This is a genomic window from Pseudoalteromonas sp. A22 (genome assembly GCF_018141345.1).
In the GTDB taxonomy this organism is placed as follows: domain Bacteria; phylum Pseudomonadota; class Gammaproteobacteria; order Enterobacterales; family Alteromonadaceae; genus Pseudoalteromonas; species Pseudoalteromonas maricaloris.
On the sequence record NZ_CP047237.1, the window covers coordinates 407855 to 422500 of the forward strand.

Genomic DNA, 14646 nt, shown 5'->3' on the forward strand with positions numbered 1-14646 from the left:
GTTATATCGCGCTAATACGAACCTCTGCGACGCTTTTATGGCAATACCGTGAAGGATTTGGTATAAATAAAAAATTGGCCAACTGGTCGGATTAGATTAAGAGACACTATGGTTTATGCAAAAATCACGGGCTGGGGAAAGTGTATTCCACCAGCTAGCATCAGTAATGATGAAATTAGCACTATCGTTGACACCAATGATGAATGGATAAGTACGAGAACAGGTATCAAATCCAGACGCGTTAGCCATGTTAGCACTGCTGAGCTTGCAACGGTGGCCAGTCAACACGCTTTGGCATGTGCAGGGCTTGAAGGTAAAGATATCGATCTTGTGCTACTTGCCACCTGTACACCGTCAACTATGGTGGCAAATACAGCTTCTTTAGTACAAAAAAATATTGGCGCTGTTGGTGCTGCAGCATGTGATACCAATGCGGCCTGTTCGGGCTTTTTGTATGCACTACAAAACGCTACCGCACAGATCCAAGCCGGTATGATTAAAAGAGCAGTCGTTGTTGCAGCTGAGCGTATGACTTGGTATGTAAACTGGGCAAAGCGTGACAGCGCAGTATTATTTGGCGATGGTGCAGGTGCTGTCGTGCTTGAAGCAAGTGACGAAACAACCGGACTATTAGGCACCAAAACTGGCTGTGATAGCACAGATAGAAGTATATTACACATTCCAAACTATGGTACGGATATGGATCGCTGTGCAGGCACCGGACCTTCTGATCTCTCTTTTGAGGGACGTGAAATCTTCAAGCGGGCTGTAAAAGGTATGAGTGAAGCATGTGATGATGTACTCAACCAAGCACAACTTTCATTAGACGATATAGATGTGCTTATCCCGCATCAAGCTAATCTTCGTATCATTCAAGCTATCCAAAATCGCTTGGAAATTGCAGATGATAAAGTCATGGTTAATATCGACAAGTATGGTAATACCTCAGCTGCAACGATTGCAATAGCACTGTGTGAAGCTGTCGAAAATGGTCTTATTAAGCCACACGCTAATATTATGTCGGCGGCATTTGGCGCAGGATTAACCTGGGCTGCCAGCTATTTGAAATGGGGAGAAAGAACGACCCCAATTGCGTTGTCGGATGCACGTTTACCTGATTGCGATAAAACAGGCCTTGAATTGATTGCACCAGCAGTGGTCGCAAGTCAAGCTCAATAACTAACCTATTCTCCCGAGTTAGGGTTAATTGCTCGATCTTGCCCTTGGGTGGGTGGTAATATTGCAATATTATTATCTCTCATCCAAGGAGTTTACTGTGCTCAAAGCGCATACCGAGATCAGTCAATTAGAACCACAAACAATTTGGAAGTTTTTTGACCAAATTTGTGCTATTCCCCACCCTTCAAAACACGAAGAAGCGCTAGCAAGCTTTATTGTTGACTGGGCTAAAAGCAAAAATTTAGACGTACGTCGTGATGAAACAGGTAATGTATTCATCAAAAAGCCTGCGACGAGCGGCATGGAAAATCGTAAGCCTGTTGTATTGCAAGCGCACATTGATATGGTGCCACAAAAAAATGATGATACAGCTCACGATTTCGTTACCGATCCAATCAAGCCGTATGTTGATAATGGCTGGGTAACTGCAACTGGCACGACGTTAGGTGCAGACAATGGTATCGGCATGGCCTCATGTTTAGCCGTATTAGACGCTGACGATATCAAGCACGGTCCACTTGAGGTGTTGCTAACCGTTGATGAAGAAGCAGGTATGAGTGGCGCGTTTGGTTTGCAATCTGGCTGGTTAGACGGTGAAATCCTGCTCAACACCGATTCCGAGCAAGAAGGCGAGATCTACATGGGCTGCGCAGGTGGTGTAGATGCATCCTTAACTCTACAACTCGCGCGAGAAGTGTTACCTAAACACCATCAAATCTTTGAGTTGTCTCTAAAAGGCTTACGCGGCGGACACTCGGGTGTCGACATTCACACCGGCCGTGCCAACGCCAATAAATTGCTTGCAAGATTCTTAAAGCACCATATCGCAGACTTTGATCTAAGACTTATCGAAGTCAGAGGCGGCTCCCTACGCAATGCAATTCCGCGCGAAGCATACGCAGTCATTAGTTTTGATGAAGCGAAAATAAGCGAGTTCCAAGCGCTGATTGAAGCTTATGAAACCATCATTAAGCAAGAATTATGTGCCATAGAAACCGGGATCACATTTGCGCTCAGCACTTCAACGAGTAACTCATTGCCAATGAGCCAAGCTTCCGAAAGCAAAGTATTAGCGCTTCTCAATGCTTGCCCTAATGGTGTTATACGTATGAGCGACGATATTCCAGGTGTTGTTGAAACCTCACTTAATATGGGCGTAATTTCTACTACAGATAACAGTCTAGAAGTCCTATGTTTGATCCGTTCATTAATTGATTCTGGTCGCAGTGATGTCGAGGGTATGTTGCGTTCACTGGCTGAGCTGACGCAAGCTGATATTGAATTTAGTGGTGCTTACCCAGGCTGGAAGCCTGATCCAAGCTCAGAAGTATTAGCTATTTTCCGTGATATGTATGAATCAATCTACGGTGAAAAACCGCATATAATGGTTATTCATGCTGGCCTTGAATGTGGTTTGTTCAAAGAGCCTTACCCGAACATGGATATGATTTCTTTTGGTCCAACCATCAAATTTCCTCACTCTCCTGAGGAAAAAGTAGAAATTTCAAGCGTTGGTCTATATTGGCAGCAAATGAAAGGGATCTTAGAGAACATTCCTGAAAAGCAGTAAAATTAATCCAAAACCAATACCAATTTGACTTAATACTTGCTCAATTTGAGGGATTAAATCTGACGCTAGCTGTGTTAAAAATTTATCATTTAGAACAACTAAATAGCAAAATTTTTGCCGGGCTATCGGCAAGGTTTTCTTGCTTAAAAATAGACCACTTAACTAAGTAAATTGGTATAATTACCCTGAAATCATGTTGTTTTAAGTAAACAAAAAGCCCAGCTGACATAGCTGGGCTTTTTGTAGATTTCAAATCTCTACTATTAGCTAAACTTTTTCTCAATATAACTAAACATAGTTCTAAGACCCAATGCTTCACCACCAACAGGTCTACCCGGTAATGCTCTTACGTTCCATGCCATCACGTCAAAATGTAGCCAAGGTGTCGTGGCTGGCTCAACAAATTCTTTTAGATACAATGCTGCTGTTATTGAGCCACCAAACGGCGTCGAACCACAGTTAGCAATGTCTGCGATATCGCTCTTGAATAGCGCCTTATACTGATCAAACAAAGGCAGTTGCCAAATAGGATCCGCATTACCCAGACCAATTTCCATTAGCTCAGAAGCAATCGCTTGATCTGTAGAATAAAAACCAGGCAGTTCAGTGCCAAGGGCGATGCGACACGCACCTGTCAAGGTTGCAAAATCGATCAATAGCTCTGGCGCTTCTGTTTGCGCTTCAGCCAATGCGTCACATAAAACCAAGCGTCCTTCGGCATCGGTATTATCAATTTCAACCGTAATACCTTTACGTGTTTTGATCACATCACCTGGCCTAAAGGCGTTGCGAGACACCGCATTTTCTACTGCAGGGATAAGTACGCGTAATCTAACAGGCAGTTTTGCCGCCATAATCATATTGGCCAACGCGATAACATGAGCCGCTCCACCCATGTCTTTTTTCATATTACGCATCCCAGACGCAGGTTTTAAGTCCAGACCACCAGAATCAAAACATACGCCTTTCCCAACTAAAGTGAGTTTTGCGTGGTCTTCATCACCCCAACGTAAATCAAGCAAACGCGGAGCATTGTCACTCGCACGGCCCACCATGTGGATCGTTGGGTAGTTTTGCTCTAACAACTCATCACCAATGATTTGCTCAAATGATGCGCCATATTGCTCTGCGAGTTCTTCCATTACTTCAGCCATGTGCTGAGGCATCATATCGGCAGCTGGTGTGTTTACAAGATCTCTTGCAAGATAAATAGACTCGACAGCCGCTTTTACTTTGGCATGTATATTGGCATCTTCGATAGCAAGCTTTGCGACAATCGCAGGCAATTCTTTATAAGCAGAAAATTGATACGCCCCCAGTAAAAACGCAATAGCGTGACTCTCAACTTGCTCAGAAGCGATATCAATAAAGTAAGTGCCTTTTGGTAACTGCTTTGCAAGATCGCCCAATAGCCAAAAATCATTGTCTTCAGCAATAACAATAACTCGCTCCACTTCTCCAGAATCAGCATTCGGAATAAGAATGGTTTTTTGCGACTGAAGTTGTGCGGTTTTTACGAAAAGCTGTGTCGTACTTGACTGCTGCGCTTGCCATGACGCTAATTCTGCAGCGGAGAAGATAGAAATGGGTGTACCCATAGCAGAGTGAACGAGTAGGTTGTTCATGTAGGCCTCAAATTTATTATGTTCGTACTTAGATTACCAAGGCTAAAAAGAAAATTCACTGTTCCTTGGTTTTTGTTGGCTTTTTTTTCAAATTGAATGAACTAGGCAAAACATCCACGCCCACTAATTGACCAACCTTTACGATTATCGGAATGGTAATGGGGGCAAAAGGTAAAACTGCAAACACACCCAGTCCTAACCCTTTGAGAATATCTACAAGTTGGGCGTTTGCTGTTTTTAGTTCAGCCTTATGCGCTCGCCCCAAAGTATATCGCTTGTATATCTCAAGCATTTCTTTCGTTTCTTGTTTCTCTTGTTCTAGTGCGCATTTGAGCGCAATCATTGCTCTGCGCAATCTTATTTGCTGTCTGCGTTTACTGATCCGAGCAACGCGCATCGGTGCTTTATGGACAACTTTGATCAGTTTCATTAATAAACTCAAAGATAGTGTTGTCCAGAGTCTATCAAAATTTTTAGCACTTTAGCTATTAGCCATTGGTACAAATTACCTATTCTAGCGAGTAAAGTTATACGTAAAGTGTGCAAAACAACGAACTAGAACAAAATCAACCTCAATTACCACACAAAACTGTACAATAATCACTCACACAAAGACTAGCGTTCAGCACTGTTCAATTAATCTACAAAAACTGAATAATGAAATTTCAGTAAACTCGCCAAATTTTGTAACAACAAATTTTAAGCTGCTGGGTGTTTATCTAGAAAAGCAGCTAAAGTACTCAAAAGTTCATTTTCAACAATAACTTACCATGCGGATTTTGTAATTCTTCTTAGCCTAAACAAAAAGTTATTAAGAAAGTTGCAGTTTCAGAAATCACTGCTAATTTTAAAAAAGCGCTTGCCAACACATAGCAAATTAAATTATATGTGTATTAAAGGTAAAAATATTATAAATGACCTTTTTTATTGGTATGACAACAACAATCAACTGGGGAAACAGGATGAAACTAAAAAGTAACACGCTGCGCCGTGCAATTCGCTTCGCGCTCGCTTCAGCAGCAACTACTTCACTTCTTACCACTACCGTAATGGCTGAAGAAGCCAATCAAACAAAAGCTAAAGCAGATGAAAAAGTCGAAAAAATCGCCGTTGTAGGTTCTCGGGCGGCGCCTCGCTCTGTGGGCGAGTCACCGGTACCTATCGACATCATCGGTGCAGAAGATATGTCAAAGGCGGCAGGTTCTGACATGCTCGAGTTACTGAAAGGATCAGTACCGTCTTTGAACGTACACGCGAACCCTATCAGCGATGCAGCGACTTTAGTAAGGCCAGCTAACCTACGCGGATTGCCTGCTGACAGTACGCTGATTTTGTTAAATGGTAAGCGTCGCCATCGTTCATCGGTTATTGCCTTTTTAGGTGGTGGTATTAACGATGGTGCTCAAGGTCCTGATATTTCAGTGATCCCTAGTATCGCACTGAAACAAGTTGAAGTACTTCGTGATGGTGCAGCAGCACAGTACGGTTCAGATGCAATCGCAGGTGTAATGAACTTTGTACTTAAAGACGCAAGCGAAGGGGGATCTTTCTCTATTCGTCAAGGTGAATATTACGAAGGTGACGGCGATACGACGGTGATCGAAGGTAACGTAGGTCTGCCATTTACGGACGATGGATTTGCTAACCTAAGCTTTCAGTACAAAGAAGCGGATGCGACTAGCCGCAGTGTTCAACGTCCTGACGCAGCAGCATACATTGGTGCCGGAGTTGAGGGCGTTGGTGACCCAGCGCAAATTTGGGGTGCACCAGAAATCAAAGACGATATCAGTATTTTTGGTAATGTTGGTGTAGACGTCACTGACAATGCTCGATTCTATATGTTTGGTAACTACTCTGAGCGAGACGTCAAAGGCGGATTCTATTATCGAAACCCTCAAACCCGTCCAGGTGTTTATTCTAACGACGGTGGTGAAACCTTACTTGTAGGCGACCTAGATGGCGTAGGTGTTGGTATCGAGTGTCCAGTCGTTAATCTAACGGATAAAAATGTAGCGAATATCCCAGCATATCAATTAATTGCAGCTGATACAGAGTTAGGTAGAAACTGTTTTGCCTTTAATGAAATTTTACCTGGCGGCTTCACTCCAAACTTTGGTGGTAACATCACTGATACCTCTCTAACTATTGGTGTTGAAGGGGAATTTAAAGATGGTTTCCTTGAAGGCGGTTTTTGGGATTTGAGTGGCTCGGTGGGCCGTAACGAATCACGTTATTTCATCACTAATACTGTGAATGCCTCTCTTGGCGCTGATACACCAATGGACTTCAGCCCAGGTAAATACATCCAACTGGAAAAGAATTTTAATTTCGATGTGTCAAAAGGCTATGATTTTGACCTAGCTTACGATGTAAACGTTGCAGCAGGTCTTGAGTGGCATGAAGAAACATTCGAAGTACTTTCAGGTGACGAAGCATCATTTATTGCAGGACCGCTGACTGAACAAGGCTTTGGCATAGGTTCAAATGGTTTCCCTGGATTTAAACCTTCTGCAGCAGGAGAATACACTCGTCGTAACTATGCCGCTTATGTAGATATTGAAACACCATTTACTGAAGACTTTATGATGGGGTGGGCACTTCGTTACGAAGATTACGATTCATTTGGTTCGACTACAAACTTTAAGATCACAGGTCAATATCATGTTACCGAAGACTTCTCGGTTCGTGGTTCAATCAGTACCGGTTTCCGCGCGCCAACGGTAGGTCAAGCTAACGTGTCTAACGTGCAGACAAACTTAAGCAGTGGTGTATTGGTAGATTCAGCACTATTACCACCAACAAACCCTGTTTCAGAGCAGCTTGGTGGTACTGAATTGACTCCTGAAGAGTCAGAAAGTTATACACTAGGTGCGGTATATCGCTCTGGCGACTTATTTATTACTTTAGATTACTACAACATTGAAGTAACTGACCGTCTAAGCCAGTCTGAAAAAATCGTTTTAAGTGATGCTGACAAAGCAGCCCTTAAAGCGGCGGGTGTTCCTAACGTTGATAACTTGGCGCAGGTGAGCTTCTTCACTAACGACTTCGATACCACGACTCAAGGTATCGACTTAGTTGGTAACTATTCTATGGATATGCTGGGTGGCTATGCAACATTCAGTGCAGCATACAACTGGAATGAAACCGAAGTAGATCGCTTCTCTGCTATCACAGGTGACTTCAAGGTATCTCGTTTAGAAAACGACTTACCGAAGCACAGAGGCACGTTAACTTGGGCTCAGCAATGGGATAACTTCTCAGGTTTTGTTCGTATGAACTACTTTGGCGAATACCAAGGCGTTCACGTAGATTATGATGCAACGGCAAAAACAGCGGACGCGACAATCACATTTGATGCAGAGCTTACCTACTTTGCAACAGATTCAATCAGTCTATCTGTTGGTGCAAATAATATCTTTGACCAAGACGCTGAAGAACTAGACTTCTTTGACGCTACAGGTATCCCAAATAACAATTGGGGTGGCAAATACTATGAAACTTCACCATATGGTATTAATGGTGGTTTCTACTATGTGAAAGCAACCTATACGTTCTAACTTTTACTGTAACCCAGAAACAAAGGCGAACTAGCATTAGCTATTTCGCCTTTTTATTTTTATCCTATATAGCAAAGTAGTTAACTCTGAATAAAAAAATGTTGTTATTAAAGCGAGCCAACGAATTATTGGCCGAAAATAAGCTTAGAGAAGCAGAGTTTATGTACAAGTCTGTACTTAAACAGTCACCTAACAACGGTCCTGCTCTATTTGGTTTAGGCCGTATTTGTATGCGGTTAGAGCAGTATGATAACGCAATCTACTATTTAAAAAGAGCCTGCGAACATTTACCAAAAATGCTCGAGCCGCTTTTCGCATTGGCCGATGCATTTTTAGCCGTTGGTTCACCTGTTGACGCAAAAACCGTACTTGAATACACCTTAAGCGTGGCAAAACATAATGCCCAAGCCCATTACCAACTTGGTCAATTTTATCTGGACTATGGCTTTATTGAACAAGCTAAAAATGTCTTTAAAGCAGGGTTAGATTGTCCTCATAGTACAGTGACTGCCTTTATGCTGTACGAACTGGTACAGATGTCCTCAGCCAAAGAATTACCTGCATACTTAACGATTTTAGAAAAGTTGGAAAATGAGTTTGAAGCACCGAGACTAAAAACCGTGGTCCACTATGCTCTTGCTAAGTGTCATGAACAATTAGGTAACTTTAATGCAGCTCAAGATAACTATGCTTTAGCGAATGATACACAGCTGCTGATGAGCGAGTTTCGTACTGTAGACATGCTGCCATTTTTTGAATCAATCAAACAGCATTGCGGCAAAGCGTTTTTTGATAAACCTAGTGATAGGGTTAAGACAACATTTACGCCTGTTTTTATTGTTGGTTTGCCAAGAACTGGTTCGACTCTCCTAGAACAAATGCTAGTGCAACATTCACATGTTGGTACACTAGGCGAGAATACCGTGATCAGCGATAAAATTGTCCCTTACCTCAGCAAACGCAATAATGCAGAGTTCCCAGCTTGTTTAGACCAACTAAGTAACTCTATGTTAGATCATTGCCGCATACTCTACGTCGACGAGATAAAGCGGCATCGAGTGCCGGAAGAAGTGGTGATCAATAAACTTCCAGCTAATTTTCAAAACCTAGGCTTAATCCACAAGCTCTTCCCTGAGGCACGAATTATTCATTTAACTCGTAACCTCAATGCTACAGCCTGGTCGGTCTATAGTAATCATTTCGCCGAAAGCGAGCCCTACTTTTGCTCTTTAAGTGAATTTGCCTTGTATGCGCAAGCGCAAAGCGACTTGATGTCACATTTTAACCAATTTATGAAAAGAGATATTTTTACGCTCAGTTACGAACAACTTATCGCAGAGCCTGAAAAGTCCATCAAACAATGCTTAAGCTTTTTATATCAAAAATACGAACCTGAATGCTTGGAGTTTCACAAATCTAAAAAGCCGGTGCATACCTTAAGTAAGGCGCAGGTCAGAAAGCCAATCACCACGCAGCCACTAGAAAAGTGGCAGCGCTATGAAGCGTTTATTGAGAAAATGATTGCTCAACCGCAAAGCGATCAAACCACGCCAGCAAATCTTTAAACTGATCATCACGCGCATGTTTATGGGTTAACATGTCTATGTGCCCATAATTGTGCCGATGGCCGTGCTTTTTTCCATAAATTCTGAGTTCTTGTATCCCCTTTCCCGATTCACGAATAAATGCTTGAATATCGACAGGTTGTGCTAGTGCTTTATCTTTAACGCCCGCAATGTGCAAGATTGGAGGTAACGTCATGTCTTTTAATACTGCGGCATAATTAAAACCGTCATCGGAGTCAACCCATGGGTGCTTCTGTGCCCAGTCAGCGCTTTGAGCATGTGACTTTAAAGACTCATCATCACTCCCCCAACCAAGTCTTTTTGCAGGTAAGTATCCATGCTTTTTCGAATAATAGTGCGCAACGTTAAACCATATTAGGTTTGCTTTCAGTAATTTGCTCGGGTGGTTGTTATGTAAACTACGCTTAGAACCAAAATAGACACATGCATTAACATGCTGGATTTCTTCAGGAAAGCGTGCAAAAACACTATTCATCAATACACCTCCCCAAGAATGCGCAATCCAATATTGTGCTCTAGATCCGGTATATCGTTCGATAAAATTCAGCATTTCAGGGATTTCGTGCAAGATTGATTCAGTTTGACCATAATCCGCTTCAGCGTCGATTTTAGGAATACTCTCTCCTCGCCCACGAAGATCGCCAACAAAACAGCGATAGCCGTGCTCAGCTAAAAAAGGCGCTAGCCCTTTATTGCTTTCAGTATAAAAAATTTTGCCATTTTCAACCGCACCATGCATAAAAAACACAACGGGGCCGCTACTATCCGGTTTCGCTATATATCTGAGGTGGAGTTTATGTCCATCTGCTATATCTACTAATAGTGATTTTTGCGCTATCATTTCTTTGTTTTTATTCTTTGAACACTAGCCTCATCGTACCAGTTGACTGATTGATAAGTAAACTTTTAAACTGGGCAAATAAAGGGTTGATATGCTTTTAAGATAAAGCCAGTATTCAAGACTTAAGCGTTCGATTAAAAGTGTTATAATCCTTTTTATTTATTCGAAGAATCCTGTGCACCCAAGAAACAAGCATAATTCAGGCTATGATCTAGACAAGCTTATAGCGATTGAACCCGCTTTAAAGAATTTTACTTACAACCGAGCTGATGGCATAAAAAGCATCGACTTCACCAATCCAGATGCCGTAAAACTGTTGAATAAAGCACTGCTTAAGTCAGACTACGATATACAAGTTTGGGATATCCCCGCACAATTTTTATGCCCCCCGGTTCCAGGCAGAGCAGATTATATCCATGCGCTGAAAGATCTGTTAGATGAAAGTAACTTGCCCGATAAGGTGCAAGGCGTAGATATTGGCACTGGTGCCAATTTGATCTATCCCATCTTAGGATCAAGAGAGTATAACTGGCGCTTTGTGGCCTCTGATATCAATCCTCTTGCTGTGAAGTGTGCCAAAACCATTGCAGAACTAAATAAGTTGCCGATAAAAGTGATGCAACAAAAGCAGCCTAATCACTTTTTTAAAACGATAATAAAAGCAAACCAGTTTTATCATTTTTCAATGTGTAACCCGCCCTTCCATGCCAGTGAAGCAGATGCAAACAAGGGCACGCAAAGAAAGTGGAAAAACCTTAACCGAGCACCACAAGCCTCGCTAAACTTTGGCGGCCAAGCTCAAGAGTTATGGTGTGAAGGTGGAGAAAAGCGCTTTATACTGGATATGATCACTGAGAGTGTCACTTTCAAAGAGCAAGTTTACTGGTTTACTTCCCTTATCTCGAATAAAGACAACGTAAAACCACTTAAACAACAACTTAAACAGGTCGCTGCCGAGCAAGTGAAAGTGATCGAGATGGAACAAGGTAATAAGACAAGCCGTTTTATCGCCTGGAGTTTTTTCAAACCCTAGCAATGTGTATATGGTAGGAGCGAGTCCACCTCGCGAGACATTCTATACTCCAAACAGCTAAAAAGCGTCGCATTGCTGCAACGGGTTTTGATGTACATGGTTTTTTGCCGGAACTTCATTACAACCCATCGGCGGGTAAACCACCTCCTACCATGTTGTACTGTGCTGATACTGTGGTGGGAGTGGGAACGAGTTTACCTCGCGAGGTTTTTAAATCTCAAATCTCTATACCCCAAACAGCAAAAAACCCGTCGCATTGCTGCAACGGGTTTCTCTATTTTGCCCTGGCTCGCTACGAAGTAGGATGTTCTCATTTTTTAAATAGAGAGTCACATGGGTAATCCACACTATCATTGACCGGGGCCGACCCTTCGGCTGTTTTGTTTCACTTCTGAGTTTGGGTGACGAGAAACCGAAGCACCGCTTCGCAGTTCGAGGAAGTGAGCGCAAGGACGCGCGAAGGGGAGATGCTACATTGAAGTACTTTACTTCAAACGCAAAAAACCCGTCGCATTGCTGCAACGGGTTTCTCTTATTTGGCCCTGGCGATGTTCTACTTTCACATGGGTAATCCACACTATCATCGACGCTGTTTTGTTTCACTTCTGAGTTCGGCATGGGGTCAGGTGGGTCCAAAACGCTATAGTCACCAGGAAATTCTGTTCATCAATGAAGTCTCCCTCATCAATGTAAATCCGGAAAAAGCTTATTAAATTCTTTTGTCTACTTTAGTCTATTAACTTCTGTCGCTTATAAACCACTTTGGCGTTGTATGGTTAAGCCTCACGGGTAATTAGTACGAGTTAGCTTAATGCCTCACAGCACTTCCACATCTCGCCTATCAACGTTGTAGTCTTCAACGGCCCTTCAGTTGACTCTAAGTCAAAGTGAGAACTCATCTCGAGGCCTGCTTCCCGCTTAGATGCTTTCAGCGGTTATCAGTTCCGAACGTAGCTACCGGGCAATGCAATTGGCATCACAACCCGAACACCAGCGGTTCGTCCACTCCGGTCCTCTCGTACTAGGAGCAGCCCCTCTCAATTCTCAAACGCCCACGGCAGATAGGGACCGAACTGTCTCACGACGTTCTAAACCCAGCTCGCGTACCACTTTAAATGGCGAACAGCCATACCCTTGGGACCGACTTCAGCCCCAGGATGTGATGAGCCGACATCGAGGTGCCAAACACCGCCGTCGATATGAACTCTTGGGCGGTATCAGCCTGTTATCCCCGGAGTACCTTTTATCCGTTGAGCGATGGCCCTTCCATTCAGAACCACCGGATCACTATGACCTACTTTCGTACCTGCTCGACGTGTCTGTCTCGCAGTTAAGCTTGCTTCTACCATTACACTAACCGTACGATGTCCGACCGTACTTAGCAAACCTTCGTGCTCCTCCGTTACTCTTTGGGAGGAGACCGCCCCAGTCAAACTACCCACCAGGCACTGTCCTCAACCCCGATTCAGGGGCCTAAGTTAGAACATCAACACTACAAGGGTGGTATTTCAAGGTCGGCTCCACAGAAACTAGCGTCTCTGCTTCAAAGCCTCCCACCTATCCTACACATGTAGGGTCAATGTTCAGTGCCAAGCTGTAGTAAAGGTTCACGGGGTCTTTCCGTCTAGCCGCGGGTACACAGCATCTTCACTGCGATTTCAATTTCACTGAGTCTCGGGTGGAGACAGCGTGGCCATGGTTACACCATTCGTGCAGGTCGGAACTTACCCGACAAGGAATTTCGCTACCTTAGGACCGTTATAGTTACGGCCGCCGTTTACCGGGGCTTCGATCAAGAGCTTCGCCTAAGCTAACCCCATCAATTAACCTTCCGGCACCGGGCAGGTGTCACACCGTATACGTCATCTTACGATTTTGCACAGTGCTGTGTTTTTAATAAACAGTCCCAGCCACCTGGTCACTGCGGCTCTCGTTTGCTTACAGAGCAAGTCTTTCACAAACAAGAGCGTACCTTCTCCCGAAGTTACGGTACAATTTTGCCTAGTTCCTTCACCCGAGTTCTCTCAAGCGCCTTAGTATTCTCTACCTGACCACCTGTGTCGGTTTAGGGTACGATTCAGTATGAACTGAAGCTTAGAGGCTTTTCCTGGAAGTAGGGCATCAACAACTTCACCACCTTGGTGGCTCGTCTCGACTCTCAGCCTTGGCAACCCGGATTTTCCTAAGTCACCAGCCTACAGCCTTTCACATGGACAACCAACGCCATGCTTGCCTAGCCTGCTCCGTCCCCCCATCGCATTCATACCGAGTACGGGAATATTAACCCGTTTCCCATCGACTACGCTCTTCAGCCTCGCCTTAGGGGTCGACTCACCCTACCCTGATTAACATGGGATAGGAACCCTTGGTCTTCCGGCGGAGGAGTTTTTCACTCCTCTTGTCGTTACTCATGTCAGCATTCGCACTTCTGATATGTCCAGCATGCCTCCCGGCACACCTTCAGCCACTTACAGAACGCTCCCCTACCCCGCAGACAAAGTCTGCAGCCGTAGCTTCGGTGGTATGTTTAGCCCCGTTACATCTTCCGCGCAGGCCGACTCGACTAGTGAGCTATTACGCTTTCTTTAAAGGGTGGCTGCTTCTAAGCCAACCTCCTAGCTGTTTTAGCCTTCCCACATCGTTTCCCACTTAACATACACTTTGGGACCTTAGCTGACGGTCTGGGTTGTTTCCCTCTCCACGACGGACGTTAGCACCCGCCGTGTGTCTCCCGGATATTACTTTACGGTATTCGGAGTTTGCAAAGGGTTGGTAAGTCGGGATGACCCCCTAGCCTTAACAGTGCTCTACCCCCGTAAGTATTCGTCCGAGGCTCTACCTAAATAGATTTCGGGGAGAACCAGCTATCTCCCGGTTTGATTAGCCTTTCACTCCTAGCCACAGGTCATCCCCTAACTTTTCAACGTTAGTGGGTTCGGTCCTCCAGTTGATGTTACTCAACCTTCAACCTGCCCATGGCTAGATCACCGGGTTTCGGGTCTATACCCTGCAACTTAAGCGCCCAGTTAAGACTCGCTTTCGCTACGGCTCCCCTAAATGGTTAACCTCGCTACAGAATATAAGTCGCTGACCCATTATACAAAAGGTACGCAGTCACCCAACAAGTAGGCTCCTACTGCTTGTACGTACACGGTTTCAGGTTCTATTTCACTCCCCTCACAGGGGTTCTTTTCGCCTTTCCCTCACGGTACTGGTTCACTATCGGTCAGTTGGGAGTATTTAGCCTTGGAG

At 44.1% G+C, this 14646-nt stretch carries 8 protein-coding genes and 2 rRNA genes (1 of these 10 running past the window's edge); 5 read left to right on the plus strand and 5 right to left on the minus strand.

Annotated elements, in window-relative coordinates:
• Window positions 1–108: 108 nt before the first annotated feature.
• Both GSF04_RS01685 and GSF04_RS01690 read left to right on the plus strand, forming a co-directional pair.
• On the plus strand, window positions 109–1179 hold the full coding sequence (locus GSF04_RS01685) for a ketoacyl-ACP synthase III (RefSeq protein WP_211857300.1): 1071 nt from the start codon (window positions 109–111) through the stop codon (window positions 1177–1179).
• A 97-nt stretch (window positions 1180–1276) separates the two neighbouring features.
• Window positions 1277–2749 carry an aminoacyl-histidine dipeptidase gene (locus tag GSF04_RS01690; protein WP_211857302.1) on the plus strand — a complete coding sequence of 491 codons (1473 nt, stop codon included), beginning with the start codon at window positions 1277–1279 and terminating at the stop codon, window positions 2747–2749.
• A gap of 263 nt (window positions 2750–3012) precedes the next feature.
• Here GSF04_RS01690 and GSF04_RS01695 read toward each other — a convergent pair whose 3' ends face one another.
• On the minus strand, window positions 3013–4374 hold the full coding sequence (locus tag GSF04_RS01695) for a leucyl aminopeptidase family protein (RefSeq protein WP_211857304.1): 1362 nt from the start codon (window positions 4372–4374) through the stop codon (window positions 3013–3015).
• A gap of 55 nt (window positions 4375–4429) precedes the next feature.
• Window positions 4430–4804, minus strand: coding sequence for a hypothetical protein (locus tag GSF04_RS01700; protein WP_010379229.1), 375 nt, complete (start codon window positions 4802–4804; stop codon window positions 4430–4432).
• Between the two features lie 532 nt (window positions 4805–5336).
• On the opposite strand from GSF04_RS01700, the gene GSF04_RS01705 reads away from it, so the two are divergent.
• Both GSF04_RS01705 and GSF04_RS01710 read left to right on the plus strand, forming a co-directional pair.
• Window positions 5337–7934 (plus strand): TonB-dependent receptor, encoded by a 2598-nt coding sequence (locus GSF04_RS01705; RefSeq protein ID WP_211857306.1) that lies wholly within the window; start codon window positions 5337–5339, stop codon window positions 7932–7934.
• Window positions 7935–8032: 98 nt separating this feature from the next.
• The gene (locus GSF04_RS01710) at window positions 8033–9499 is read left to right on the plus strand and encodes a sulfotransferase (protein WP_211857308.1); all 1467 of its coding nucleotides are present in this window, start codon (window positions 8033–8035) and stop codon (window positions 9497–9499) included.
• On the opposite strand, the gene GSF04_RS01715 is transcribed toward GSF04_RS01710, so the two are convergent.
• Window positions 9441–10361: an alpha/beta fold hydrolase gene (locus tag GSF04_RS01715; RefSeq protein ID WP_211857309.1), complete on the minus strand. Its 921-nt coding sequence runs from the start codon at window positions 10359–10361 to the stop codon at window positions 9441–9443. The genes GSF04_RS01710 and GSF04_RS01715 overlap by 59 nt on opposite strands.
• Window positions 10362–10536: 175 nt before the next feature.
• On the opposite strand from GSF04_RS01715, the gene rlmF reads away from it, so the two are divergent.
• Complete coding sequence (gene rlmF / locus GSF04_RS01720) at window positions 10537–11394, plus strand: 23S rRNA (adenine(1618)-N(6))-methyltransferase RlmF (protein ID WP_211857310.1); 858 nt, start codon at window positions 10537–10539, stop codon at window positions 11392–11394.
• 540 nt (window positions 11395–11934) lie between these two features.
• On the opposite strand, the gene rrf is transcribed toward rlmF, so the two are convergent.
• Window positions 11935–12048, minus strand: a 5S ribosomal RNA gene (gene rrf, locus GSF04_RS01725).
• 118 nt (window positions 12049–12166) lie between these two features.
• Window positions 12167–14646 (minus strand): 23S ribosomal RNA (locus GSF04_RS01730) (it continues 404 nt past the right edge of the window).